Here is a 25,449-nt window from a genome sequence, read left to right as displayed (position 1 = left end):
GCGAACCTGGATTTTCTGTGAGGTTCAGTCGATCGCGGCGGCGGGCAGGTCGAGCACCACGCGCAGGCCGGGACGATTGTCGCCCAGGGTAAGGCGGCCGCCATGCAGCTTGGCGCAGGCCGCGGCGATGGCCAGGCCCAGGCCAGAGCCGGGCGTTGAGCGGGTTTCGTCCAGCCGCACGAACCGTTCCAGCACCCGGCCGCGCTGGGCCGCTGGCACGCCGGGTCCGGTGTCGGCGACGACGAGGCGCGGGCCGTCGTCCTCTCCGGTATCCAGCGACAGGGCGACGCGGGCGCCGTCGCCGGCGTAGCGGGCGGCGTTGTGCAGCAGGTTGCCCAGGGCCTGGCGCAGGATCAGCTCGTGGCCGACGAACGGAACGGAGACGTCCGGGGCGGTCACGACCAGGGCCTGGCCGGCGTCCTCGATCACCGGCTCGAAGAGGTCGCCGATGTCGCGCACCAGTTCGGCCAGGTCGAGCGGCGCCATCAGGTCGCGCGACAGGCCCGACTCCGCCCGGGCGATGTCGAGCAGGGCGCTGAAGGTGGCCAGCACCTGGTCGCACTCAGCTTCGGCCTCGGCGATCAGCGCCAGGCGGTCGGCCTGGGCGAGGTCTTCGTCCAGGGCGCGATTGAGCGCCCCTCGCAGACGGGTCAGCGGCGAGCGCAGGTCGTGCGACAGGCTGTCGGTGACCGTGCGCATGCCGGTCATCAGCTCCTCGATCCGCGTCAGCATGGCGTTGATGGCGACCGCCAGGTCGTCGAAGACGTCGCCCGCCCCGGCGATCGGCGCGCGGGCGGCGAGGTCCCCGCCGGCGATGTCCTCGGCCGCGCGGGCGATGCCCTCGGCCCGGCGCATCAGCAGGCGGCCCAGGAACAGGGCCGCGCCGGCGACGATGACCAGGCTGATCAGCAGGGTCGCGCCGACGGCGGTGACGATCGCCCAGTGGAAGGCGCGGCGGTCGGTGAGGTTTTCGTAGATCACCAGCGTGCCGCCCACCGACATCGGTTGGACGAGGATCTCGTAGTCGGCGTCGCCGATCTCGCGGACGCTGTAGCCCGGCGCCGGCAACTGCTCGGCGGTCAGCAGGCTGGCGCCGCCGACCCGCCGTCCGTCGTTGTCGAAGGCGGCGTAGTCGAAGGCCCCGCCCTCGCTGCGCGTGCGCCGGTCCAGGGCGCGGGCCATGGCCGCCAGGCCGTCCTCGTGGGCGAAGGCGACGAAGTAGTCGCGCGCCGTCTCGGCGACCAGATGCTGGCGACGCTCGATCAGCCGCTCGCCGGCGAAGCCGACGATGAAGAGGCCGATGGCCAACGCCAGGGCGACGGCGCCGGCCACCACCAGGGCCAGGGTCGCGGGCCTGGCGCCGCGCACGGGGCGGGGCCGGCTCAAGGCGCTTCCGACAGGCGATAGCCCGAGCCGCGCACGGTGTGCAGCAGGGGCTTGTCGAAGCCTTCGTCGATCTTCTTGCGCAGGCGGCTGATGTGGGTGTCGATCAGGCTGGTGTGCGGGTCGAAGCGATAGTCCCACACCTCCTCCAGCAGCATGGTGCGGGTCACCACCCGGTCGCGGTGGCGCAGGAAGTATTCAAGCAGCTTCAGCTCGCGCGGCAGCAGTTCCAGCGTCCGGCCGGCCCGGGTCACGCGCCGCGACAGCAGGTCGAGCGTCAAGTCGCCGCAGGCCAGGCTGGTCTCGACCGGCTTGGCGCCGCCGCGGCGCATCAGGTTCTCCAGCCGCGCGGCCAGCTCGGCGAAACCGAAGGGCTTGGTCAGGTAGTCGTCGGCGCCGGCGCGCAGGCCGGTGACCCGCTCGTCCAGGTGGGCCAGGGCGCTGAGGATCAGGATCGGGGTCTGCACGCCGGCCGCGCGCACGGCCTTGGTCACCGACAGTCCGTCCATGCCCGGCAGCATCCGGTCCATGACCACGGCGTCGAAGTCGGAACTGCTGGCCATGTAGAGGCCGTCGCGGCCGTCGGCGACGTGCTCGGCGGTGAAGCCCGCCTCGCGCAGGCCCTTGAGGATGTATTCGGCGGTGTCGGCGTCGTCCTCGACCACCAGGATCCGTCGGCTCATCGATACTCCTTGGGCGACAGGTCAGAGTGCCTCGCGTCGTCGCGAGGAGCTAGCCCTTGGCGACGCAGGCGGCGACGAAGGCCTGGCGCGCGCCGTGGCGAACCTTCTGGGCGGCCCAGACCTTCTCGCAGGCGGCGCGCTTGGCGATCTCGGTGCGGGAGGGCGGCGTTTTGCGCGGGAGGGCGGAGGCCAGGGCCGGCGTCGAGGCGCACAGGCTGACGATGAGCAGTGTGGCGATCGGCAGTGGGCGAGGGGGCATGGCTGGGCGTTCCTGGGCCGCGCCCGTGAGCGTCGGCGCGAGATCATAAAGCCTTACCGCCCTTGCGGGTTTACGGCGCCCGTCTCGCAGATTTGTAAGGTTCGGGGGCGGTTCCTGGCGCCGTTGTAAGGTTGGTGAGCGCAACGCGTCAGGGCGCGGCTTCAGGGTGATCTCCATCGGCGCTTCCCGCCGCAAGACAGCCCTAGGAGAGATCATCGTGACCATCCGCGCCATCCTCGCCGCCGCCGTCCTCTCGACCGCCGGCCTGGCCGTCGCCGCCTCGGCCAGCGCCGCGGTCGCCCCGGCCTCGGCCCCGGCGACCGCCAAGCCGGCCAAGACCGTGACCAAGGTCGCCACCCCCGCCAAGGCCGCGAAGACCGCCAAGCCGGCCGTGCACAAGACCGCCGCCAAGAAGAAGGCTCACGCCATGCGCCACGCCAAGCCGGCCTGATCGCCGCGCCCCTCCGTTCCAGACACTAAAAACCCGAAACCCGTCCCCAAGAGGCCGCGGCGCTCCGTCCCCCCAGCGTCGCGGCCTTTCCCTGTTCCAGCCTCGGAGCAAGCCGAATGTCCCTTCCCGTCGTCGCCATGGCCGCAGCCGCCGCGCTCTCGGCGTCCGTTCCCGCCGAGACGGCGAGCTATCCCTATGCGGACCTCGGCGCTGTTCACGTCTTCGCGCCCGCCGGAGCGCCGCGGGGCGTGGCAGTGGTGCTGTCGGGCGACGGTGGCTGGAAGCCCTGGGAGGCCAGCGGCCGGATGGTCGAGGCCCTGGCCCAGCGCGGCGTTCTCGCGCTCGGCCTCGACGTCAATCCGACCATGGCGCGCATGGCCAAGGGCAAGGCGCCCTATGATCTCGCCGGCGAGATGAAGGCCGTCGCGGCCGACGGGGCGCGCCGCTATCACGCCGAGGGCCCCATCTATTTCGGCGGCTATTCGGCCGGGGCGACCCTGGCCTACGCGGCCGCCGCCCAGGCGCGGCCCGGCGATGTGGCCGGCCTGGTCACCGCCGGCTTCTGCCCGGACCAAAACACGGTCAATCCCGTCGGCGACGCCGAGGGGCATACCATGGGCTTCCGGATGAAATACGTGCCCGGCTGGGTCTACCGCCCCGTCGATCTCAAGGTCGGCTGGGGGCTGGTCGAGGGCGGCAAGGAGCACGGCTGCGCCGGCGGCGCGGTCGAGGCGTTCGTGGCCCAGACGCCCTCGGCGCGGCTGTTCGTCGCCAATGGCGTGCGCCATTCCTTCATGCCGCCGGCGGCGTGGAAGGGCGAACTCGACAGGGCGCTGGACCTAGCGCTGGGCGGCTCCGTCGGAGCCGCCCTATAGCGCGGTCGAGAGGGTCGGGAGGAAATGCCGCGCCGCTCCCGAAGGAGGCGGCGCGGCACCCTTTCCAAGGCCCGACCAGCCTTAGACGAGATAGGTCGCCTTCAGCTTGGCGACGCCGCTGTCGGTCAGGCCGAAGCGGGCCTTGGCCAGGGCGGTCGGGCCGCCGAACTTGGCGTCGATCTGGCCCAGGGCGCGGCGCATGACTTCCGGATCCGAGCCCATGATCACGTCCAGCACCTCGGGCGGCATGGCCGCGAAGGCCTTCATCTGCTCGACCGTCATGCCGCCGGTCGCGCCGGCGCCGGCCTTGGCCATCTGCGCCTTGTACATCGACGGCGGGGTGTAGACCTGGGTCAGGGCGTAGTCGGCCAGCACCGTCTCGCGCGGGACGCCCAGGATCGACAGGATCAGGGCCGCGGCCGTGCCCGTGCGGTCCTTGCCCGCCGAGCAGTTGAACGCCAGCGGCGCCTCGCCGGCCACGAGCCGGGCGAACATGTCGGTGAAGTGCGGCTGCAGGGTGTCGAGGAAGGCGACATAGGCGGCGGCGAAGGCGTCGACGGCCTGGTCGCGGGTCTTCAGGCCCGCCAGCATGCTCATCGAGGCGTTCATGTCGTAGTCGAAGGCCGCGACCTTGGCGCCGGCGACCTTCAGGAAGGCGCTGGGCTCGGCCGCCCGTTCCTGCGGGTTTCGCAGGTCGCAGATCACCGAGACGCCCAGCTTGCCCAGATAGTCGAGGTCGCCGTCGGTCAGGCCGCTGGTCACGCCCGAGCGATAGAGCTTGCCCCACTTCACCTGGCGGCCGTCGGCGGCGTACCAGCCGCCCAGGTCGCGGAAGTTGCGGCCGCCTTGCAGCGGCAGCAGGCGCTCGGCCACGCGGGTGGCGCGGCCGTCGGCGGCGGCGACCAGGAAGTACGGACGCGGCGAGACGGGGGCCTCGACCTCGGCCGAACCGCCGGCGACGGCGACCTTGGCCGGGCGCATGGCGGCGCGCTTGGCGTCGGGATCGCTGGAGGCGAACACCGAGGCGGCGGCCGCGCCGGTCCAGCTAAGACGCAGGGCGTCCGGGCCGGCGCGCTCGGCCTGGGCCTCGAGGCGCGGGGCTGCGGCGAGGGTGACTGCGGGGGAGACGGCGACCATCGCACCGCCGCCCAGCGTCGCGGCCATGAAGCCGCGACGGTCGATCTTTTGAGTTTTCATGGGTTTAGAACTTCACGTTGGCTTCGATGCCGAAGGTGCGCGGCTCGTTGTAGATGGCGTAGGTGCCCAGGGCGACGTTGGTGTTGCGCATGAAGGCGTGCGACTCGTCGAGCAGGTTGCGCGACCAGATCGACAGCTGCAGGTCGGGCTGGTTGTCGCCCATGGCGATGTCGGCCAGGGTCAGGCGGCCGTTGACGATGAACGACTTGTCGCTGAGCGTCGGGTCGGTGGTGGTGGTGTACTGGCCGTCGGACCAGTTGCCGTCCAGGTGGGCCTTCAGCGTCGCGCCGAGGAACGGGCGACGGTAGTCGGCCGCCAGGCTGCCGGCGTTCTTGGGGCTGTAGAGCGGATAGATGGTCGCCATCGTGTCGGTGAAGGGGTTGTAGGCCTTCGACAGCTTAAGGTCGGTGTAGGCGTAGCCGCCCGACAGCGTCAGGCCGTCGGTGACCTTGAAGGCGAAGTCCAGCTCGAGGCCCTTGGTCGTGGCGCTGGCGGCGTTGGTGGTTTCCAGCGTGCCGCGGTTCTGGTTGAGGATGGTGACGCTGAAGTCGACCTGGGCGTCGGTGATGTCGCCGGTATAGGCCGCGACGTTCACGCGGGCGCGGTTGTCCCAGAACTCGGTCTTGGCGCCGACCTCGAACATCTTGACCTTCTCGGGATCGAAGGTGCGGTAGGTCAGCGAGCGCGAATTGGCGCCGCCGGCCTTGTAGCCGGTGCTCCAGCGACCATAGACGTTGACGTCCGGCGTCACGTCGAAGGCGACGCTGACCATAGGGTCGAAGTGGTTCCACTTGGCGTCGAACGGGATGATGCCGGTGATCGTCGTCCCGGCGCCGTTGACGTAGCTGGGCAGGGCGCCGTTGACGATGTCGAGCGTGCCGCTCTTCTTGTCGGTGGTGAAGCGGCCGCCGGCGGTGACGTGCAGGCGGTCGTCGAGCACGGCCGGCGTCCACGAAGCCTGGCCGAAGGCGCCGTAGCTGGTGGTCTTGGCGTGGCTGGCCCGGTCCAGCGAGATCGTGTCGAAGTTCAGCGACAGGTAGCTGTAGGCGGTGCCGGTCGAATTCCACTGCAGGGAGTTCGGCGTCTGGGCGTTGTCGCGCACGTTCTCACGGAAATAGAAGGCGCCGAACACGTAGTCGATGCGATCGGTCTTGCCGACCAATTGCAGCTCTTCGCTGGCCTGGTCCTGCCAGAAGCGGGCGACGCTGTAGCGGGCGAAGGTCCCGCCCGGCGAATAGACCGAGAGCATCTCCGAGCCGTTGTCGAACTGGTTCTGCTGCAGCTTGCGGTACGAGCTGATCGACTTCAGTTCGAGGTTGTCGCCCAGCTTCCAGTTCAGGTTCAGGCGGTGGCCCCAGGTGTCGCCGTCGCTCACTTGCAGGGGCACGCCGACATTGGCGCTTTCGGCGCGGTCGGACTGCGTCTTCAGCATCGGGGCGAGGGCGTAGAGGCCCTTCTTCTCCAGCTGCACGTAGTAGGGCGTCGAGCCGTCGTACGAGGAGTCGAAGGCGTAGTCGGCGCTGAAGTTGTCGTTCGGACGCCACAGGGCTTCGACGCTCACGCCGCGCTTGTCGTAGCTGTTGAAGTCCGGCTGGCCCGAGGTGGTGGGGTTGGTGACGGTGCCGTCGCGCTTGCTGAGCAGGGCGTCGATCTTGATGCTGACGTCGTGGATCTCTGGCAGGTCGATGTGGGTCTCGGCCTTGTAGGCGTTGTAGTTGCCGTAGCCGAGCGTGGTGTTCATGCCGAACTGGCCGGTCGGGGCCTTGGTGATGATGCTGACCGCGCCGCCTTCGGTGTTACGGCCGAACAGCGTGCCTTGCGGACCCTTCAGAACCTCGATGCGCTCGACGTCGTAAAGCGCCGAGCCCAGGCCCTGGGCGCGGCCCATATAGACGCCGTTGACGTAGACGCCGACGGCCTGGTCGCGGGCCGGCTGGTTGGCGTCGCCCAGGGCGCCGATGCCGCGCATGCCGATCGTCAGGGCCGACTTGCGCGAGAAGAACGGGGCCACGCGCAGCGAAGGGATCGAGCCGTCGCCCAGGTCCTCGACCGATTGGACGTTACGGGCCTTCAGGGCCTCGGCGTCCATGGCCGAGATCGAGATCGGGGTGTCCTGCAGGTTGGTCTTGCGCTTCTGGGCGGTGACCACGACCTCGTCGAGGCTGATGGCGGCGGAGTCGCCGCCCGGAGCCGCGGCCGTGTCGGCGACGGGCAGGTCGGCGGCGCGCGCCTGGGCGGCGATGGCCAGGGCCGCGGCGCTCGCCAAAAGGGCGGCGCGCAGCGCGGCGCGGTCGGAAGTCTGTCGCATGTCTCTATCCCCTGAAGCGCGACGTCTCGGCGTCTGCGATGCGGGGCGAGTAGCCAGCCTCCATGAAACTGGAACGAACGTTATGTATCGTATTCGTGAAGGTCGCCGTTCGGTGAGCGCGAGGCTTGCACCGACAGGGGCGGCTGAGGATCATGGGGCATGACCGTATCGCCGCCATTCGCGACCTTCGCGCTGGAACCTCAATCAATGCGGGATTCAAGCGAGAGCGCCGATCGTGCCTCGCGCTTGGTCCAGGCCGCCGCGCGGCTCGTGGCGCAGGATGGAATCGCCGCGGCGACGGCCCGCGCCGTGGCCGGGGCGGCCGGCGTTTCGCCCAGCGCCATCAACTACAACCTGGGCGGAATGGAACAGTTGTTATCGTCAGCCTTCGCCCTCGGGGCGCAGGAGGCGAGCGACTGGCTGGCGGCGCGGGCGCGCGAAGTCGCCATGCTTCCACCCGGACCCGACGGCGCGGCGCGGGCGCTGGAGCACATGCTGATCGAATGGACGGGGCCGGCTCGTCCCCTGGCGCTGCTCTACCAGGAAGCCGTCGCCGAGGGCGCGGGCCTGGACTGGACGCGGGCCTGGGCGGGTTTCTGGCGCGAGACGGCCCAGGCGCTCGATCTGCCGCCGATCGCCGGGCGGGCCTTGCACGCCTTCTTCGAGTCCGAGGCGCTCTATCACCTGTCGCCCTGGTCGCCGGCCCTGGAGCGGGCGGTGCTGCGCGACATGGTCGATCACTTCGCCGCCGTCTGGCTGGACGCTCCCGCCCGGCCCGAGGCCGGAGCCCTGCTGGCGGCCGAGCGCGCGGCAGGGGCCCGCCCGCACGGCTCGGTGCCGCTGTCGGCCATGCGCATCGCCGCCGCCGCCGCCGAGGTCGTGGAGGAAAAGGGTCTGGCGGGGCTGACGCACCGAGCCGTCGCCGCCCGAGCCGGCGTGACGACGGGGGCGGTGACGCACTACTTCCGCACGGTCGAGGACCTGGTCGGCGGCGCGATCCGCGGCCAGGTGGCTGCCATGGAGGCCGAGGCCGTCGAGGCCGCGGAGGCTGCGCCCCACATCGACGAGGTGCTGACCCTGGAGCGACTGCGCGAAGTGCTGACCTTCCACGCCCGCGCCGAACGCCCCGCCAGCCCGGTCCTGCGCCGCCGTCGGCTGTTCCTGGCGGCCCTGCGCCGCGCCGATCTCGCCGGGGCGGGGGCGGTGATCCGCTACTCCCACGGCGGCACCCTGCGCGACTCCCTTGGCCGGGTCACCGGGCGTTCCGCCGAAGAGGTGGTGCTGGCCGCTGGCGTCGCCTCACGCCTGCTGTCGGCCATCTGGTTCGCCTGCCGGGGGGACGAGGATCCCGCCGCCGGACGCGAGGCGCTCGCCGACTGGGTCCTGGCGCGGCTGCGCTAGGGGCGGCGCGCGGTTCAGCCCTGCTTGAGCGCCAGTTGCTGGCGCAGGTCGTCGAGCGTGCCCTGGATGTGCTCGGCGAGCAGGGCCTCGACCTTGGCGGCGTCCCCGGCCTTCCACGCCTCGAGAATTTCCCGATGCTCGCGGCTGGCGCGCTCGTCGCGACCGAAGGGCTCCAGGTGGATGCGCACATAGCGCTCCGACAGGATCTGCAGGCGTTCGACCAACTGGCTGGTGATGTGGCCGCCGGGGCGGACCAGCGACATGTGGAAGGCGCGGTTGTGGCTGACGTGGTCGCCGTCCGGCCTGCCGAGCGCGGCCTCCAGGGCCGTCAGCGCGGCTTCGGCTCGCTCATGATCTTCGGGGCCGGCCTTGACGGCGGCCTTGGCGGCCGCGCCCGGCTCCAGCTTCAGGCGCAGGACGAAGACCTCGCTGGCTTCCTCGGTCGAGACGCCGCGTACGACGTAGCCGCGATTGGGGTAGGAGCTGAGCAGGCCGTCCTGCTCCAGCCGGCTCAGGGCCTCGCGCAACGGGATCTTGGAGACGCCGAGCTCAGCGGCGATGGCGTCCTGGCGCACGGCGGTTCCCGGCGACATGTCGCCCATCAGGATCTTGAGGCGGACGACTTCGTAGGTCTGCTCTGAGAGCGTGCGAACAATAATGCTCATGATGAACGGAGTATCTTCCAAGGCCGCGACCGGCGGCGCTGCTTCGTTCATCGTATATCAGATAAAACTCTAAGCTGACCAACAACTGACCTGGCTCGGGCAGGAAGCGGCTGCTCACGCTCGCCAATCAAACGAAAACGCCGCCGCTCGAGAGCGACGGCGTTCGTAGAAGGGGCGTCCGCCGGATCTATCGTGGACGCAGGACGATCGTCTTGGCCTTGTCGCCGAGCGGCACGGTGTAGGCGCCGCGCTCGAAGGTTCCTTCCGCCGGAACGTAGGCCTTGGCGCCGGCCGTGGTGGCCTCGACCAGCAGGCGCGCCGCCGGGGTGGCCGCATCGGTGGCCGCGAGGGTGAGCGTGATCTCGCCGGTGGCCGGGGCGTAGGTCGCCGCCTCGATCTTGCCGGCCTCCAGCGTCAGCCAGGCGCCGACGGGAGCGACGAACAGGCGGGCGCGGGCGCCGTCCTTGGGCGTGATCCGCACCACGGCGCCGTCGGCCTTGACGTCGCCGCCGAAGCCGAGCCAGCCGAAGGTCGGGTCCTTCACCGCATAGGTCGCCGCCGCATAGGCATGGCCGAAGAAGCCCATGCCGTAGTCGCCGGTCAGCGGATCCCACTTCATCATGTCGGGATAGGAGTGGAAGGCGGCCGAGCCGAAGCCGTCCTGGTCGATGTTGGTGATGCCGCCCATCATGCCGCCGTAGGCCACGCGCAGCAGGTGCAGGTCGGCCGGATCGGCGCGGAAGGCGTCGAACAGCGGCACCGCGTTGAGGGCCGAGCCGTAGTGGTGGATCTGCCGCTCGATGCGCGAATACTTGCCGCCGTACAGGAAGTCCCAGTAGCGGCGGGCGTTGCCGTTGTAGCCCCAGCTGGGGATGGTGGGGTCGTAGGCGAGGATCACCTCGCGGGTCTCGTCGGCCTGCGGCTGGTAGCCGAAATAGCGCATCCAGGCATAGACCTCGGGCTGGCCGGTGGAGTCCCAGGCCATCTCGCTGCCGAACGGATAGGGCAGGGTCTTCCAGTGATCGGCGCGGCCCTTCATCAGGGCCTCGTACTCGGCCGCCTCGGCGGTCATGCCTTCGCGTTTCAGGTCCTTGAGGATGTCGACGAAGACGTCGCCCTCCATCTGGCCGAACTGGGCGTAGTAGGGGGCGTCGCGCATCATCGCCACGGCGGTCATCCGCGCGTGGTCGAGGTACCAACGCCAGTCGTGGCGGGTGACCAGGCCCTGGTGGTTGCGGGCCAGGCGGTAGAGCACCCAGTGGCCGATGGCGACGTGCGGATAGTTGTAGGACCGGCCCAGATCACCGGCGTCCTTCTTCGACCACGAGGTCCAGGAGCGCCAGTCGATCTTGGGGTCGTAGTAGTTCGGCAGTTCGTCGGGCTGATAGTAGAACAGGCTCTTCTTGACCGCCCCGGCCTGCGGGCCGTCGGCGACCTGCAGGTTGCCCACGACGGTCTCGTCGACCATCCGCTCCAGCCGGGAGACTTCGCCGGCGTCGGGGTTGTCGAGCTGCTTCATGATCGCCGCCACCCAGGCGCCGGCGCCGCCTTCGTCGCTCATGCCCGCGACCCAGACCCGCGAGTCCTGGGTGACGATCTTGTTGGTCTCGCGATCGTAGCTGAGGATCGCCGGCGAGCGACCGAACGGGTCGGCCTTGTCGTCGAACCACTGCTTTTCCGTGGTGAAGCGGCCAAGGTCGGCCATGGTCTGTTCGAGCGGCTTGGTGACGAAGTAGCTGACCGTCTGCACCTGGCCGTCGGCATAGGTGATCGACAGGGTCGCGCGGCCCCAGCCCGAGGCCTTCACGTCATAGCGCGCCCAGCCCTTGCCTTCGCCGCTCGCCGTGGCGGTCAGTGCGCCGGCCGGGAAGCTCTCGACCTTGGCCACCTTGGAGGGCGACTTCAGGAACAGCGAACCCTGCTGGTCGGTGGGCAGCACGTAGCCGGGCACGCCGACGGCGACGGGGCGCTTGTTGGCGACCAGGGTGTCCTCGATGGCGCGGATCGAGGGCGAGGCCACGAAGCGCACGCCGATCTCGCGCTTCTCGCCCGGCTGCAGGGTGACGCTGGTCGGCGTGTTCCACTGCTGGCCGGCGTTCTTCCATTCCTTCTCGGCGAAGCCCAGGCTGGCCACGGTCCAGTCGTAGAAGCCCTCGGCGGTCTGGCCGCGCTGGGTCTTGTCGGTGAGGATGTCGCCGTCGCCGCGCGTGGCGCGGGCTTCGCGGATCGGGCGGTAGGCCTCCAGCGGCGTGCCCTTCTCGGGCAGGACCAGCAGGGCCGGGCCCTTGCCGTTCAGACGCGTGACCTGAAGGTAGCCGGCGTCGCGGCCGATATAGGGATCGACGAAGCTGGCCTGGGCGTGGGCCTCCTCCAGCGAGCGGTCGGTGATGATGTTGTCGAACACCATCGGCAGGCCCAGGCCCCCGATCTCCAGCGGCGTCTTGCCGGTGTTGACCAGGGTGAAGCGCAGGGCCAGCACGCCGTTGTCGTTGACCCAGCGGCGCTCGATACGCACCGGCGCGCCGTCGCCCAGCGAGGCGGTGATGTCGGCGGCGGCCAACACCGCGCTGCCGGCCTTCAGGGCGCGGATCGGCTTGCGGGCGTGGGCCGAGCTGAAGTCACGCCAGGCGCCGCCGGCCTCGCGAACCCGCAGATGGATGTCGCCGATGTGCACGTAGCCGCTTTCGGCGCGCTCGGCCTCGCGGGCGCCGGGCGTGAAGTCGAAGGCCGCTTCGCCGAGCGGCGACAGGCGCGCCAGGGTCTGGGTGTCGGTCCGCAGGTCGAGCTGGAACTGCTTGGTGCGATAGGCCGTCTTGGCGATCGGCGGGAAGACCTTCTTTTCTTCCTTGGGCGGTTCTTGCGCGAAAGCCGTCATCGGGACGGGCAGGGCGGCGGAGGCGCCGGCGAGCAGCAGCAGGGCCAGGGAAAGGGAGCGTGCTTTGTTCATCGGGCGCCTCATCGCGTGACCGGAGCCGAGGTCGCCGCTGTGGTCAGCGGCGGCGGGGCTTCGTCGAGCAGATTACGGGTGAAGTAGTCGCGCAGCTTCTTGTGGAAGAAGGGCTGGCCGACGGCGTGGGTGGTGTTGGGCAGGATCACCAGGTCGACGTCGCGGCCGGCCTTGATCAGGGCCTGGGCCAGGCGAAGGCTCTCGGTGACCGGCACGTTGTCGTCGATGTCGCCGTGCACCAGCAGCAGCTTGCCCTGCAGGTTGCCGGCGACCGACATGTTGGAGTTGCGCTCCCAGGTGGCCTCGTCGGCCAGACCCATCGAGACTTCCGGCCACCAGGCCTTGTCCAGGCGCAGGTCGTGATTGCCCGACGAGGCGACGGCGACCTTGAAGAACTCGGGCCGGCGCAGCACGAAGCGGGCCGCGTCGTAGCCGCCGGCCGAGCCGCCGTAGACGCCGACCCGGGTCGCGTCCAGCTCCGGATGCTTGGCCGCCATCTGCTTGATCATGGCGATGTGGTCGTCGAGGCCGACCTCGCCGAGGTTCTGGTAGGCGGGCAGGCGGAAGGCCTGGCCCCGGCGCGAGGTGCCCCGGCCGTCGATCATCACCACGATCGCGCCGATCTGGGCGACGCTGTTGCCGCCGGCCAGGACACTTTCGCTCCATTCGACCGGAACCTGGGTGGTGGTCGGGCCAGTGTAGACGTTGTCGATCACCGGATAGCGGCGCTTGGGATCGTAGCCGGCCGGGCGGAAGATCATGCCGTAGAGCGGTGTCTTGCCATCGGCGGCCACGCCCTGGAAGGGCTCGGGCGGGGTGTAGCCGGCGGCGGCCAGGGCGCTGGCGTCGGCGCGGCCGAGCTCCAGCACGATCTTTCCGTCGGCGGCGTCGCGCAGCACGGTGCGGGTCGGCTGGGTCGGGCTCGACATGGCGTCGACGAACCAGCGGCCGTCCGGCGAGACGCGGGTGTCGTGGTCCAGCGGCTCGGGCGTCAGCAGGCGCGGCGCGGCGCCGTCCAGGCCCGTGCGATAGAGAGCGCGGTCGTAAGGGTTACGGTCGGCCTCGCGACCGACGCCGGTCAGCACCAGGCTCTTGGCCGCCGGATCGATGTGCTCGATCGACAGGACTTCCCAATTACCGGTCGTCAGGGCCGCGCCGCCGTCGGGGGCGTCGGGCTTGACCAGGTAGAGCTGGGCCCAGCCCGAGCGCTCGGAGATCACCAGTTCGCCGCCGAGCTCGGGCTGCGGCTGGATCTGGGTGGAGGTCACGGTGACGATCGGCTTGACGGCCTCGCGCGCCACCACGGTCGCAGCCCCGGTCTTGGGATCGGCCGAATAGACGGCGAGCTGTCCATAGCCGCGTTCGGTCCACTGCACGCGGACGCGATCGCCGATCCAGCCCAGGTCCGGATCGGCCGGATAGAGCAGCGACTCGCTGGGGATCTGCAGCGCGACCTGCTTGGCCTTGCCGTCCTTGAAGGCCTGGTCGACGTCGATCACCAGGCGCGTGGCCTGCGGCAGCACCTTCGCGCCCGCCAGCGGATAGACGTAGGCGAAGCTGCGCGGATAGAGGCCGCCGGGGTTCTGCTGGGTGATCGACAGGCGCTCGACGCCGCGGGTGTCGAGCCGCCAGGTCAGGATCTTCGAGCCGTCGGGCGACCAACGCACCGACACCGGCATGTCCGGCTCTTCGCGGCCGGCCTTCAGGATGTCGGCCAGTTGCGGGATGCCGCGGCCGTAGGGCTGTTCGCGCACGCCGTCGGTGGTCAGGGCGATCTCGCGGCCAGTCTTCAGTTCGCGAGCGAAGAGGTTGAAGTCGCGGGCGACGATCTCGAAGCGGCCGTCCGGCGACAGGCCCGGGTTCCATTCGGCCTCGTGCGCCTCGGAAAGCTCGCCCTTGGCCGAGAGAGTCCAGCGCTTGCCATGGGCGTCGAAGGAGAGCGCGCCGCCGGCGGTGTCGTAGGCCAGGCGGGCGAGCCACAGGCCGTCGGCCGCAACGGGCTTGCCTAGCGCAGCCGACAGCTTGCCGGCCAGGGCGCGGTCGTCGGTCAGGACGCGGTCCTGCTTGGTGGCCAGATCGACAAAGCGGACCAACCGCTCGCCAGCCTTGCCCTTCAGATAGAGCAGGCCCTTGCCGTCGTCGGTGAAGGCCGGCTGCAGGTCGGCGTCGACGATCAGCTTGGCCAGGTTCTGGCGCAGGAAGGCGTCGGCCTTGCGGTAACGTTCGGCGATCGGCGGCTGGGGGGAGGGGGCTGTCGCGGTCGAAGCGGACTTGGTCGTTGTCGCGGCGACGGAAATCACCGGCGTGGACAGGGCCAGGACGGCGCCCGCCGTCATCCACAAGGTCGCTCGTCGCGACATGCGCGTCTTCGTCCGCAAGGCTCACCCCCGTTTCACTTCGTTGCAGAAACGACGGGGCGTGATGCGTCGTCAAGAAGATTATACGATATATGATCAGACTTTTTGCCGACTGCACGCTTGAGGATGGGGGGGCGACGCGGCGGCTGACGTCCCGTGCTCGCTCCCCGCAAGCGTCTGTATAAGGCGGAGCCCTGGCGTCCATTCGGCCTGGCTAAGACGTGCCGGCCAAGCCCCTGACTCGCCTGCACGAATAGAGATCGCGGCCTGCTCGGTCGGTAGGCTCCGCCATGAAGGTCGGGCGCGTTTCGGCGCCGCTTCCCATGTCCCTGCAAATCAGGTGATTGACCTTCGAAAATATGTCTGACTTATTTCGTATACCGTATTAAGTTTGGGGTGCCTTGATGTCCGCCAGTCGCCGGGATTTGCTGCTCGCCACCGCCGCCGTTATGGCGTCCGCCCAGCCGATCCGCGCCTTCGCCGCCGGCAAGGGGCCTTCCGTTCCGACCAAGGCCGCGCCGCTGCCGCTTTCCGACGTGCGGCTGCTGCCGTCCGACTTCGCGACCGCGGTCGAGGTCAACCACGCCTATCTGCTGCGCCTCAGCCCCGACCGGCTGCTGCACAACTTCATGATCTTCGCCGGCCTGCCCGCCAAGGGGGAAATCTACGGCGGCTGGGAATCCGACACCATCGCCGGCCACACCCTGGGCCACTACATGAGCGCCCTGGTGCTGACCTGGCAGCAGACCGGCGACGCCGAGTGCCGCCGCCGCGCCGACTACATCGTCTCCGAACTGGCGCTCGCCCAGGCCAAGCGCGGCACCGGCTACGTCGGCGCCCTGCAGCGCAAGCGCAAGGACGGGACCGTCGTCGACGGCGAGGAGATCTTCGGCGAGGTCATGAAGGGCGACATCCGTTCGGGCGGCTTCGACCTCAACGGCTCCTGGTCGCCGCTCTACACGGTGCACAAGCTGTTCGCCGGCCTGCTCGACATCCACGCCGCCTGGGGCAACGCCCAGGCCCTGGAGGTCGTGACCGGGCTGGGCGCCTATTTCGAGAAGGTGTTCGCCGCCCTCGACGACGCCCAGATGCAGACCCTGCTGGGCTGCGAATACGGCGGCCTGAACGAGAGCTACGCCGAGCTCTACGCCCGCACCAAGGACGCGCGCTGGCTGGTCGTGGCCGAGCGCATCTATGACCGCAAGGTCCTGGATCCGCTGGCCGCGCAAGAGGACAAGCTGGCCAACTTCCACGCCAACACCCAGGTGCCCAAGCTGATCGGCCTGGGCCGCCTCTATGAGCTGACCGGCAAGGAGAAGGACGCCACCGCCGCGCGGTTCTTCTGGCGGACCGTGACCCAGCACCACAGCTACGTCATCGGCGGCAACGCCGACCGCGAGTACTTCTCGTCGCCCGACAGCATCGCCGACCACATCACCGAGCAGACCTGCGAGCACTGCAACACCTACAACATGCTCAAGCTGACCCGGCAGCTCTACAGCTGGAAGCCGGACGGCTCGCTGTTCGACTACTACGAGCGCGCGCACCTCAACCACGTGATGGCGGCGCAGAACCCCAAGACCGGTGGCTTCACCTACATGACGCCGCTGATGACCGGGTCGACGCGGGGCTTCTCGACCACCGACGACGACGCCTTCTGGTGCTGCGTCGGCAGCGGCATGGAGAGCCACGCCAAGCACGGCGAGTCGATCTTCTGGGAAGGCGAGGGGACCCTGCTGGTCAACCTCTACATCCCGGCCGACGCCCAGTGGAAAGCGCGCGGCGCGGCCCTCAAGCTCGAGACGCTCTATCCGTTCGAGCCGGAAAGCCGCCTGACCCTGGGCAAGCTGGCCAAGCCCGGCCGCTTCACCATCGCCCTGCGCGTGCCGGGCTGGGCCAATGGCAAGGCCGTGGTCAGCGTCAACGACGAAGCGGTGACGCCGGTGCTGTCGGGCGGTTACGCCCTGGTCGAGCGCAAGTGGAAGGCCGGCGACGTGGTCTCGATCGCCCTGCCGCTCGATCTGCGGCTGGAAGCGGCGCCTGGCGATCCCAACACCATCGCCTTCCTGCGCGGCCCCATGGTGCTGGCCGCCGACCTTGGTCCCGGCGAAGCCGAATGGAACAGCGCCGATCCGGCCATGGTCGGGGCCGACCTGCTGGCCGGCTTCAAGCCGGTGGAGCCGAAGAAGGCGCTCTACGCCGTCGACGGCGTTTCGCGGCCGGGCGCCCTGAGCTTCGCGCCGTTCTACAGCCAGTACGAGCGCCGCAGCGCCGTCTATTTCAAGCGCTTCACCGAGGCCTCGTGGAAGACGGAAGAAGCCGCCTTCCTGGCCGACCAGGCCAAGGCCCGCGACATCGCCGCCCGCTCGGTCGACGTCATGCACCTGGGCGAAATGCAGCCCGAACGCGACCACAACCTGACCTCCGACATCTCCTATCCGGTCAGCTATCGCGGCCGTAACGGCCGTGACGCCCGCTCCGGCGGCTTCTTCGAGTTCGACATGAAGGTGCGGGCCGGGGCGCTGGTCCTGCAGGCGACCTATTGGGGTGGCGAGCGCGCGCGGACCTTCGACATCCTGGTCGACGGGACCAAGGTGGCGACCCAGGTCCTCGACAACGACCGTCCGGGCAAGTTCTTCGACGTCGAGTACCCGCTGGCCGAGGCCCTGACCAAGGGCAAGACCAGCGTCAAGGTGCGCTTCGTGCCGAAGGAACGGTCGAGCGCCGGCCCGGTGTTCGGCGTGCGGGTGTTCAGCGCCAAGGCTGGAGCCACGGCATGAACCGTCGCGGTTTGATGTTCTCCGGCGCGGCCGTCCTGGGCCTCGCCGCCGCGCCGGCCTGGGCGGTCCCCGCCGCCGGTTCGGCCGACAAGCGGTTCGAGGCGATCTACACCGCCGAGTACGACTGGCGGGTCAGCCAGGCCGCGCCGGACGAGGATAATCCCAACGCCCCCAAGCGGCTGCCCGATGTCGGTCCGGCCGTGCAGGCCGCGCGCCTGAAGCGCTGGACCGAGGTGTCGAGCCAGCTGGCCGCCCTGCCGGTCGCCCAGCTGTCGGTCGAGAACAAGATCAACTTCGCCGTCTACAAGGGCCAGATCGACGCCCTGCTGGCCGAGCAGAAGTATCGCGAATACGAGAAGCCGCTCAGCGCCGACACCAGCTTCTGGGGCGACGTGGCCGAGTGGTCGCGCGGGTCGTTCCGCACCGAGGAAGACTACCGCAACTACGTGGCCATGCTGCGCGAGATCCCTCGCTACTACGGCCAGCAGATCATCAACATGCGCAGCGGCGTGAAGCGCGGCTTCACGGCGGCCAAGATCACCCTGCAGGGCCGCGACGCCGGCGTGGTGCTGGCCGCCGAGGCCAAGACCCCGCAGGACTCGCCGTTCTACGCGCCGTTCAAGACCATGCCGTCGGTGATCCCTGCCGCGGTCCAGGCCGAACTGCGCAGCCAAGCGGCCGAGGCGATCAGCAAAGACGTGACGCCCGCTCACGCCAGCCTGCTGGCCTTCCTGCGCAACGAATACATCCCCGGCGCGCGGACCTCGCTGGCGGCCTACGACCTGCCCGACGGCAAGGCCTACTACCAGTCCAAGATCGTCGAGTTCACCACCACCGACCACACGCCCGACGAGATCCACGCCATCGGTCTTGCGGAAGTGGCCAAGATCCGTGGCCGGATGCAGGACGTGATCAAGGAGGTCGGCTTCCAGGGCGACCTGCCGGCCTTCCTGACCTATCTGCGCACCGATCCGAAGTTCTACGCCAAGACCCCGCAGGAGCTCCTCAATCGGGCGGCCTGGATCGCCAAGACCTTCGACGGCAAGGCCAGCCAGTGGTTCGGCCGCCTGCCGCGCAGCCGCTTCGCCATCAAGCCGGTGCCCGACGAGATCGCGCCGTTCTACACCGGCGGTCGCGGCGGGCCGGGCATCTACCTGGTCAACACCTACGACCTGCCGTCGCGCCCGCTCTATTCGCAGGTCGCCCTGACCCTGCACGAGAGCGCTCCGGGCCACGCCTTCCAGATGCCGCTGGCGGCCGAGAACAAGAACCTGCCGGCCTTCCGCCGTGACACCTACCTGTCGGTCTACGGCGAGGGCTGGGCGCTCTATTGCGAGGCGCTGGGCGAGGACATGGGCATGTACGAGACGCCCTATGACCGCTTCGGCATGCTCAGCTACCAGATGTGGCGGGCCGCGCGCCTGGTGGTCGACACCGGGCTCCACGCCAAGGGCTGGACCCGCGAGCAGGCCCAGAAGTACCTGCACGACAACACCGCCATGGGCGACCACGAGATCGGCACCGAGGTCGATCGCTATATCGCCTGGCCGGGCCAGGCGCTGTCCTACTACATGGGCATGCTGGCCTTCGTGGAAGGCCGCGCCCGCGCCGAGAAGGCCCTGGGCCCCAAGTTCAATATCCGCGCCTTCCACGACGCCGTGCTCGAGATCGGCTCGGCGCCGATCCCGGTGATCCAGGCCCGCATCGACCAACTGATCGCCGATGGCGGCAAGGGGCCCTATCCCGATGAGGAATGAGTTTAAGCGCGCCCTGGTCGCGGGCGCGGCCCTGCTGCTGTCGCCGGTCGCCGCCTGCGCGACCGGTCCTGAAACGGTGCACGCCCCGGGCAATCCCATCCTGGCCGACGGCCGCTACTACTCGACCGATCCCGCCCCGGTGGTCGACGGCGACACGCTGTGGATCCTGGCCGGCCGCGACGAGGCCGCGCCGGACGTCAACGACTTCATCATGAACGAGTGGCAGCTGCTGGCCACCAAGGATCCGGCGTCCGGCGACTGGCTGCACTATCCGGCCATCGCCAAGCCGCAGGCCGTGTTCAAGTGGGCCGAGGAAGGCCGCGCCTATGCCGGCCAGATCGTCAAAGGGCGTAACGGCAGGTTCTATCTCTACGCCCCGGTGCTGCAGGCCGGCGGTAACGCCAGGGACCGCTTCGCCATCGGCGTGGCGGTTTCCGACAGCATGACGGGGCCGTGGGTGGACGCCCATCCGTCCGGCCCGATCATCTCGCAGACCACCCCCGTCGCCAACGACATCCAGAACATCGACCCCACCGTGCTGATCGACGACGACGGCCGGGTCTACATCTACTGGGGCACGTTCGGGCAGCTGCGCGGCATGGAGCTGGCCGCCGACATGATCACGCCCAAGGGGGGCGAGGTGAAGGTCGAAGGGCTGACCGGCTTCTTCGAGGCTCCGTGGCTGATGAAGCGCAAGGGCGTCTACTACATGCTCTACGCCGGCAACCGCGCGGGTCCGAAGTCGGACTGCACCCCGGCCGTCTATCATGCCTGCATCGCCTACGGCACGGCGACCTCGCCGCTGGGGCCATGGACCTATCGCGGCGTGATGCTGGGCCCGGTGTCGTCGACGACCTCGCACTCGGGCGCGGTGGAGTTCAAGGGTCGCTGGTACATGGCCTATCACACCGCCGACGCGGCGGGCGGCGGCCACTTCCGGCGCAGCGTCGCCATCGATCCGATCGAGTGGGACGACAGCGTCAGCCCGCCGGCCATCCGCAAGCTGATCCCGACCCGCCGTCCGCAAGCTCCGCCGGTCCCGACCCGCAACATCGCCGGCCAGGCGACCGCGGCGGCCTCCAACGAGCCGATCCCGGTCCAATACTGGATCAAGGCGCTGAACGACGGGATCACCAAGGCCTCGCCCTTGCCGCCCGACACCTGGGGCACCTGGTCGCCGAACAATCCCCCGCGCCAGTGGGTCGAATACCGCTTCGACGCGCCGGTGACCGTGGACGGCGCCCGCATCTGGTTCTGGGGCGACCAGCCGGCCGGTTCGGGTATCGGCGTCGCCCCGCCCAAAGCCTGGCGCATGGAATACTGGGACGGCGGCTGGAAGCCGGTCGCTGCTCCCAAGGGCTTCGGCGCGGACGTTGGCGCCTTCCAGGACGCCAGCTTCGCGCCTGTGACGACCCGCTGCCTGCGGGCGGTCTTCGACGCCTCTTCGGCCGGCGGGACCTACGCCGCCGTCGCCGTGCAGGAATGGGAGGTGCTGGCCCCCAGCCCGGCGCTTCCCAAGGCCGGCTCGGGCCATGCGCCGCCCTGCGAGGCCGCGCGCTGAGCCGACTATGGACGATCCGCGCGCCGGGCCGGGCGCGCGGATCGTCTTGACCGATTTATCGAGGCTCTGGCGTCGCGCCGGGCGTGAGCTTTGCTGCGCCTGCTCGCAGCCTGATCCAGAACCCTATTCAGACTAAGGAGATCGCATGCGTCGCCTGCTAACCCCGCTCGCCCTGGGGCTCGTCGCCTCGCACGCCGCCATGGCCGCGCCCGCCGCCCAGCCGGGGCTGGCCGGCGTCTGGACCTTCGACGAAGCGCCGTCCTATCCGGGCGTCACCCTGATGAAGATCGAGCAGAAGGCCGGCAAGCCGACCGGGACCGTGACGACCGCCTGGTACGGCTCGATGGACATGCAGAACCTCGTCGTGAAGGACGGGGTGGCGACCTTCGAGCTGCGCAATCTCAACGACAAGGACAAGCCCACCCGCCAGTGGACCGCGACCCTGAAGGGCGCCGGGGTCTCCCTGGCCGGCGACATCTGGTACGCCCATGTCGAGCAGGACGGCCGCCGGGGCACGGCCGCCGACGCCAAGGCCCGCGCCTTCACCACCACCAGCCTGCCGCCGATGGGCGAACTGGCCGCCGACGGCCTGGCCGCCAAGCCGCCGATGGGCTGGAGCAGCTGGAACAAGTTCGGCGCGGCGATCGACGACAAGACGGTCCGCGCCATGGCCGACGCCATGGTCGCCTTCGGCCTGCGCGACGCCGGCTATGTCTATGTCAATATCGATGACGGCTGGCAGGGCGAGCGCGGCGCCGACGGCGTGCTGCGGCCCAACGACAAGTTCCCGGACATGAAGGCCCTGGCCGACTACGTCCATTCGAAGGGGCTGAAGCTGGGCATCTACAGTTCGCCCGGTCCCAAGACCTGCGCGGGCTACGCCGGCAGCTACGGCCACGTGGCCCAGGACGCCAAGACCTTCGCCGAGTGGGGCGTCGACTACCTGAAGTACGACCTGTGTTCGGGCGAGTGGTTCTATGCCGACGCCGACACCGTCAAGCGCACCTACTACGAGATGGGCGCGGCGCTGCGGGCCACCGGCCGGCCGATGATCTATTCGCTGTGCCAGTACGGCCGCTTCGACGTCGGCGCCTGGGGCCGCCAGGTCGGCGGCCACCTGTGGCGCACCACCGGCGACATCACCGACGACTATCCGACCATGGCCAAGATCGGCTTCGACAAGAACGGCAAGCCCGAGTTCGCCGGCCCCGGCGGCTGGAACGATCCGGACATGCTGGAGGTCGGCAACGGCGGGATGACCAAGGACGAGTATCTGACCCACATGAGCCTGTGGGCCATGTCGGCGGCGCCGCTGATGATGGGCCACGACCTGCGCGAGACCGGCGTCGAGGTGCTGAAGATTCTCGAGAACCGCGAGGTGATCGCCATCGACCAGGACGCCCGCGGCGTGCAGGGCAAGGCCGAGCGCAAGGACGGAACGTCCGAGGTCTGGAGCAAGCCGCTGGCCGACGGCCAGGTGGCCGTGGCGCTGTTCAACCGTGGCGACAAGCCGGCGCGGATCGAGCTGAAGGCGGCCGACGCCGGCGTCGCCGGCTTGACGGTCGTGCGCGACCTCTGGCGCGGCGTCGACCTGCCGGCTGGCGAGCAGGCCTTCGATGTGCCGGCGCGCGGCGTGGTGATGGTGAAGGTGAAAGGGAGCTGAGGCTTCCTTTCGGGCCGTAAAGGCGAGGGGCGCGGGCCATTCGGTCCGCGCCCCTTTTTCATGGGTGACGATCTGAAGCCCCGGGGGCTTGTGTCACGACGCGCCGTGATAACCGACCCGGCTCCGTGACGCGGACAAGAAGAAGGGGAGGGGCGATGATCGCCTCCTCCCCTGGGAGCGGCTGGGGGACTAGAGCCGCTCGTTGACGGCGTCCGGTTGGGGCCGGACGCCGGTTGGTGTTGGTCAGTAGCGGAAGCGGGCGCTGACCTGCAGGGTGCGGGCCTGCACGCGGACGCCCAGGGGCAGCATGCGGTCCTGGCCCCAATAGACGTTGTTGTTTTCCTTCAGCAGGTTGGTGCCCTCGAAGCTCAGCGTCAGCTGCTTGACCGGGGTCCAGTTGACAGCCGCATCCAGGCGCGAGGTCGCGTCGTTGTACGGCGAGTATTCGGGGTTGTCCTGGTAGACGAAGATCTTGTAGCGGGCGCGGTAGTTGTAGGCCACGCGGGCGCTGAACTGCGGCGTGTCGTAGTAGAGCGCCAGGTTGTAGGTGTACTTCGAGGTGCTGTCGGCGTCGAAGACGCCCGGGATCAGCCGCTGATCCCCCTCGAAGGGGTAGTTGATGTTGTACTTCGCCATATAGGTGAAGTTGGCGCTGGCGCCGAAGTTGCGCAGCTTGCCGGGCAGGAAGTCGAAGAAGCCCGACGTGTTGAACTCGTAGCCCTGGAACTCGCCCGGGCCGGCGTTGCGGTTCTTGTAGACGGTGTACTCGGCGCCATTCACGGTTTCAGTGCTGCCGCTGTAGTAGATGTAGCCGTCGGGCTTCTTGAGGAATGCGCCCAGCGAGACGATGCCGCCGCGGCCGAAATAGTACTCCAGCGAGGCGTCGTAGTTCTCGGAACGGTTCGGCTTCAGGTCCGGATTGCCCGAATAGATGACCATGTTGTTGGCCTGGATCGTCTGCCAGGACGACATGTCCAGGAAGCTCGGCCGCTGGATGTTGTAGGTATAGGCCATCCGCAGCTGGATCTTCGGCGTGAAGTGGATCACCGCGTTCAGGCTGGGCAGCACGTCGACATAGTCGCCGCCGCCTTCGGTCGGGGTGTCGACCCGGTTCCAGTTCTGGTCGAGGCTGATCTTGGTGCTGACGTTCTCGCCTTCGGTCTTGACGATCCGGACGCCGGCCACGCCGTCGATCGGGAAGCGGCTCTTCACGGCGTAGTTCAGGTTGACGTAGCCCGCCAGGCTCTTCTCGTCCTCGACATAGCTCTGGCCAACGTCATTGGACGGCTTCACGGTCGTCCAGCCGGCGACCGTGCGCAGAGCCGCGGTGTTGGCCATCAGGTCGGGACCGGACAGGTGGTACCAGGTCGGGGAGAAGCCGCCGACGGCGAGCTTGCTGGTCGCAACGCCGATGCCCGGCGCGAAGCCGGTCAGGCTGGTGGTCGGGAAGGCGTCGCGATAGCCGTAGTCGCGGGTCAGGTGGCGATCGGTATAGCGCGTCCCGAAGCCGATGCTGCGGAAGAACTTGTCGTCGCTCAGGCGATAGGTCCCGTCGGCCTTGAGCACGAACTCGCGGCTCTTGGCGTAGGTCTGCTCGTCGTGGACCTGGAAGATCTGGTAGTTGCCGACCTGGTTCAGATCGGTGCCGGTGAAGGTGATGAAGGGGCCGCGGCCCGGAACGTTGCTCGAATTGAAGTCGACATTGACCGAGCTGATCGGATTGCCCGAGGCGTCCAGCAGGTGCGCCAGGGTCAGGATGCCGTAGTAGTTCGTCGAGCTCCAATTGTATTGGGCGGCGCCGTCGATCTGCAGGCGATCACCGCGCCAGTGGACCTCGGCGTTGGTGGTGTAGTTGTCGGAGTCGACTTCCTCGTAATAGGACTGGGCGCTGGCGTCGACGCCGGCCGCGCGGGTGAGCGTCAGCGACTCGACCGTCTTGCCGTCGTCGCCTAGCACCACGTTCGAGACGCTGCTGTTCGGGTCGCGGGTGGTGACGTGCAGGCGGTCGCGCGCGCGCTTTTCCTCGCTGCCGAAATAGGAGCCCTCGAGGACGAAATCGAGGTGTTCGTCATAGCGCCACTGGCCGACCACGTTGATCGACGGGCGGGTGATCTTGCCCTGTTCGACGCCGTAGTTCACCGCGTAGGGGGCGATGATGTTCTGCTGGCTCGCCGGCAGGGACGCCCGCGAGATGGTGTTCTCGAAGAATTCGTCGGGCGACTCGCTCTCGACGAAGTCTTCCTCGTAGTTGTTGCGGGTGTAGGAGCCGTTGATCAGGAAGCCCATCTCGCCGATGGCGGTGTCGAAGCGGTTGCCGACCAGCAGGCTGGCGTAGGGGCTCTTGGTGTCGCCGGTGCTGCCGTAGACGTTCTTGATGCTGCCGGCGATCGTGTAGCCGTTGCGCAGATCCAGCGGCCGGCGCAGTTCAACGTTCACGGTGCCGGCGATGCCGCCTTCCACCTGGTCCGCCGTGCGGGTCTTGTAGACCTGGACCGACTTCAGCAGTTCGGCCGGGATGTCGGCCAGGTTGGTCGAGCGGGCTTCGCCGACGCTGTTGCTGTTGCCGTTGATGGTGGTCGAGATGCCCGACATGCCACGGATGGTGACGTTCGAGCCTTCGCCGTGGACACGCTCGATCTGCACGCCGGTGATGCGCGACAGGGCCTCGGGCACGTTGTTGTCGGGCAGCTTGCCGACGTCTTCGGACTCGATCGACTCCACGATCTGAGCGGATTTGCGCTTGCGCTCCGCGGCCGCGTTCAGGCTTCCGCGGATGCCCTTGACGATAACCGTGTCGACGACATTGGCGTCGTCCGCGGCTTTCTTGTCTGACTTTTCAGAAGCGCTTGCGGCGTCCGTCTTGACGTCCTGCGCTAGCGCTTGATTTCCAACCATAATTGCCGCCGCGCTCGTAGCGACCAGCAACCAATTCTTCCCTCGGACCTGCATTTGTCCTCTCCCCTGACAAATTCGTGACAGGGAGGAACGCATATAACTCAGACAAGGTCAAAATAAATTATACGATATATCCGGACGGAATTGATCGGCCTGAAGGACGCGCATTCGGAGTCCTGGGATGCGGCGTGGGGCGCCTTGTTGCGGGGCTGAAGCGTCTCGCGGCATGAACGGCCGACAAGGGCCGAGCGCCGCGCAACACGAGCG

General features: G+C 68.8%; 16 protein-coding genes. 7 read left to right on the top strand and 9 right to left on the bottom strand.

Translation table 11 applies throughout. The features are described 5' to 3' along the window. Positions 1-24 precede the first annotated feature (24 nt). The 3 genes from AC1RRS_RS07235 to AC1RRS_RS07225 are packed head-to-tail and all read right to left on the bottom strand — an operon-like array spanning position 25 to position 2,325. Positions 25-1,386, bottom strand: coding sequence for a sensor histidine kinase (locus AC1RRS_RS07235; protein WP_492854550.1), 1,362 nt, complete (start codon positions 1,384-1,386; stop codon positions 25-27). Further along, the gene (locus AC1RRS_RS07230; RefSeq protein ID WP_110117620.1) at positions 1,383-2,066 is read right to left on the bottom strand and encodes a response regulator transcription factor; all 684 of its coding nucleotides are present in this window, start codon (positions 2,064-2,066) and stop codon (positions 1,383-1,385) included. The genes AC1RRS_RS07235 and AC1RRS_RS07230 overlap by 4 nt, the downstream gene beginning before the upstream one ends. Before the next feature lie 49 nt (positions 2,067-2,115). Further along, entirely contained in the window at positions 2,116-2,325 is a 210-nt protein-coding gene (locus AC1RRS_RS07225) for a hypothetical protein (protein WP_492854549.1), read from the bottom strand. A 217-nt stretch (positions 2,326-2,542) separates the two neighbouring features. On the opposite strand from AC1RRS_RS07225, the gene AC1RRS_RS07220 reads away from it, so the two are divergent. Beyond that, positions 2,543-2,776 (top strand): hypothetical protein, encoded by a 234-nt coding sequence (locus AC1RRS_RS07220; protein ID WP_492854548.1) that lies wholly within the window; start codon positions 2,543-2,545, stop codon positions 2,774-2,776. Positions 2,777-2,892: 116 nt separating this feature from the next. Continuing rightward, on the top strand, positions 2,893-3,651 hold the full coding sequence (locus tag AC1RRS_RS07215; protein WP_492854547.1) for a thioesterase domain-containing protein: 759 nt from the start codon (positions 2,893-2,895) through the stop codon (positions 3,649-3,651). An 81-nt stretch (positions 3,652-3,732) separates the two neighbouring features. Here the strand turns inward: AC1RRS_RS07215 and AC1RRS_RS07210 are convergent, their stop codons facing one another. Both AC1RRS_RS07210 and AC1RRS_RS07205 read right to left on the bottom strand, forming a co-directional pair. Continuing rightward, a complete protein-coding gene (locus AC1RRS_RS07210) occupies positions 3,733-4,848 on the bottom strand; it encodes a tyrosine-protein phosphatase (RefSeq protein ID WP_492854546.1) in 1,116 nt (371 codons plus the stop codon). 4 nt (positions 4,849-4,852) lie between these two features. Then, on the bottom strand, positions 4,853-7,156 hold the full coding sequence (locus AC1RRS_RS07205; RefSeq protein ID WP_492854545.1) for a TonB-dependent receptor: 2,304 nt from the start codon (positions 7,154-7,156) through the stop codon (positions 4,853-4,855). 159 nt (positions 7,157-7,315) lie between these two features. Here AC1RRS_RS07205 and AC1RRS_RS07200 point away from each other — a divergent pair, with 159 nt between their 5' ends. Continuing rightward, complete coding sequence (locus AC1RRS_RS07200) at positions 7,316-8,557, top strand: TetR family transcriptional regulator (protein ID WP_492854544.1); 1,242 nt, start codon at positions 7,316-7,318, stop codon at positions 8,555-8,557. Positions 8,558-8,571: 14 nt separating this feature from the next. On the opposite strand, the gene AC1RRS_RS07195 is transcribed toward AC1RRS_RS07200, so the two are convergent. The 3 genes from AC1RRS_RS07195 to AC1RRS_RS07185 all read right to left on the bottom strand — a co-directional run bounded on the left by AC1RRS_RS07195 (position 8,572) and on the right by AC1RRS_RS07185 (position 14,529). Beyond that, complete coding sequence (locus AC1RRS_RS07195) at positions 8,572-9,222, bottom strand: GntR family transcriptional regulator (RefSeq protein WP_492854543.1); 651 nt, start codon at positions 9,220-9,222, stop codon at positions 8,572-8,574. A 187-nt stretch (positions 9,223-9,409) separates the two neighbouring features. Further along, complete coding sequence (locus AC1RRS_RS07190) at positions 9,410-12,169, bottom strand: DUF5695 domain-containing protein (protein WP_492854542.1); 2,760 nt, start codon at positions 12,167-12,169, stop codon at positions 9,410-9,412. Positions 12,170-12,177: 8 nt separating this feature from the next. Beyond that, entirely contained in the window at positions 12,178-14,529 is a 2,352-nt protein-coding gene (locus AC1RRS_RS07185; RefSeq protein ID WP_492854541.1) for a S9 family peptidase, read from the bottom strand. A 401-nt stretch (positions 14,530-14,930) separates the two neighbouring features. On the opposite strand from AC1RRS_RS07185, the gene AC1RRS_RS07180 reads away from it, so the two are divergent. The 4 genes from AC1RRS_RS07180 to AC1RRS_RS07165 all read left to right on the top strand — a co-directional run bounded on the left by AC1RRS_RS07180 (position 14,931) and on the right by AC1RRS_RS07165 (position 22,287). Continuing rightward, entirely contained in the window at positions 14,931-17,306 is a 2,376-nt protein-coding gene (locus AC1RRS_RS07180; protein WP_492854540.1) for a beta-L-arabinofuranosidase domain-containing protein, read from the top strand. Beyond that, positions 17,303-19,063: a DUF885 domain-containing protein gene (locus AC1RRS_RS07175; RefSeq protein ID WP_492854539.1), complete on the top strand. Its 1,761-nt coding sequence runs from the start codon at positions 17,303-17,305 to the stop codon at positions 19,061-19,063. The genes AC1RRS_RS07180 and AC1RRS_RS07175 overlap by 4 nt, the downstream gene beginning before the upstream one ends. Further along, the gene (locus tag AC1RRS_RS07170; protein ID WP_492854538.1) at positions 19,053-20,624 is read left to right on the top strand and encodes a family 43 glycosylhydrolase; all 1,572 of its coding nucleotides are present in this window, start codon (positions 19,053-19,055) and stop codon (positions 20,622-20,624) included. Before AC1RRS_RS07175 ends, AC1RRS_RS07170 begins: the two co-directional genes overlap by 11 nt. A 145-nt stretch (positions 20,625-20,769) precedes the next feature. Next, positions 20,770-22,287 (top strand): glycoside hydrolase family 27 protein, encoded by a 1,518-nt coding sequence (locus AC1RRS_RS07165; RefSeq protein WP_492854537.1) that lies wholly within the window; start codon positions 20,770-20,772, stop codon positions 22,285-22,287. A gap of 243 nt (positions 22,288-22,530) precedes the next feature. On the opposite strand, the gene AC1RRS_RS07160 is transcribed toward AC1RRS_RS07165, so the two are convergent. Continuing rightward, the gene (locus tag AC1RRS_RS07160; protein WP_492854536.1) at positions 22,531-25,182 is read right to left on the bottom strand and encodes a TonB-dependent receptor; all 2,652 of its coding nucleotides are present in this window, start codon (positions 25,180-25,182) and stop codon (positions 22,531-22,533) included. Positions 25,183-25,449 lie beyond the last annotated feature (267 nt).

The organism is Caulobacter sp. GW821-FHT12A07 (assembly GCF_058807655.1).
The sequence above is the reverse complement of the archived record's forward strand: the minus strand, read 5'-3'. Positions and strand labels throughout refer to the sequence as shown.

Excerpts from the sequence above, each read along its gene's own strand:
- AC1RRS_RS07230 (WP_110117620.1), bottom strand. The coding sequence starts at position 2,066 with ATGAGCCGACGGATCCTGGTGGTCGAGGACGACGCCGACACCGCCGAA.
- AC1RRS_RS07225 (WP_492854549.1), bottom strand. The coding sequence starts at position 2,325 with ATGCCCCCTCGCCCACTGCCGATCGCCACACTGCTCATCGTCAGCCTG.
- AC1RRS_RS07215 (WP_492854547.1), top strand. The coding sequence starts at position 2,893 with ATGTCCCTTCCCGTCGTCGCCATGGCCGCAGCCGCCGCGCTCTCGGCG.
- AC1RRS_RS07210 (WP_492854546.1), bottom strand. The coding sequence starts at position 4,848 with ATGAAAACTCAAAAGATCGACCGTCGCGGCTTCATGGCCGCGACGCTG.
- AC1RRS_RS07205 (WP_492854545.1), bottom strand. The coding sequence starts at position 7,156 with ATGCGACAGACTTCCGACCGCGCCGCGCTGCGCGCCGCCCTTTTGGCG.
- AC1RRS_RS07200 (WP_492854544.1), top strand. The coding sequence starts at position 7,316 with ATGACCGTATCGCCGCCATTCGCGACCTTCGCGCTGGAACCTCAATCA.
- AC1RRS_RS07195 (WP_492854543.1), bottom strand. The coding sequence starts at position 9,222 with ATGAGCATTATTGTTCGCACGCTCTCAGAGCAGACCTACGAAGTCGTC.
- AC1RRS_RS07190 (WP_492854542.1), bottom strand. The coding sequence starts at position 12,169 with ATGAACAAAGCACGCTCCCTTTCCCTGGCCCTGCTGCTGCTCGCCGGC.
- AC1RRS_RS07185 (WP_492854541.1), bottom strand. The coding sequence starts at position 14,529 with ATGTCGCGACGAGCGACCTTGTGGATGACGGCGGGCGCCGTCCTGGCC.
- AC1RRS_RS07180 (WP_492854540.1), top strand. The coding sequence starts at position 14,931 with ATGTCCGCCAGTCGCCGGGATTTGCTGCTCGCCACCGCCGCCGTTATG.
- AC1RRS_RS07175 (WP_492854539.1), top strand. The coding sequence starts at position 17,303 with ATGAACCGTCGCGGTTTGATGTTCTCCGGCGCGGCCGTCCTGGGCCTC.
- AC1RRS_RS07170 (WP_492854538.1), top strand. The coding sequence starts at position 19,053 with ATGAGGAATGAGTTTAAGCGCGCCCTGGTCGCGGGCGCGGCCCTGCTG.
- AC1RRS_RS07165 (WP_492854537.1), top strand. The coding sequence starts at position 20,770 with ATGCGTCGCCTGCTAACCCCGCTCGCCCTGGGGCTCGTCGCCTCGCAC.
- AC1RRS_RS07160 (WP_492854536.1), bottom strand. The coding sequence starts at position 25,182 with ATGGTTGGAAATCAAGCGCTAGCGCAGGACGTCAAGACGGACGCCGCA.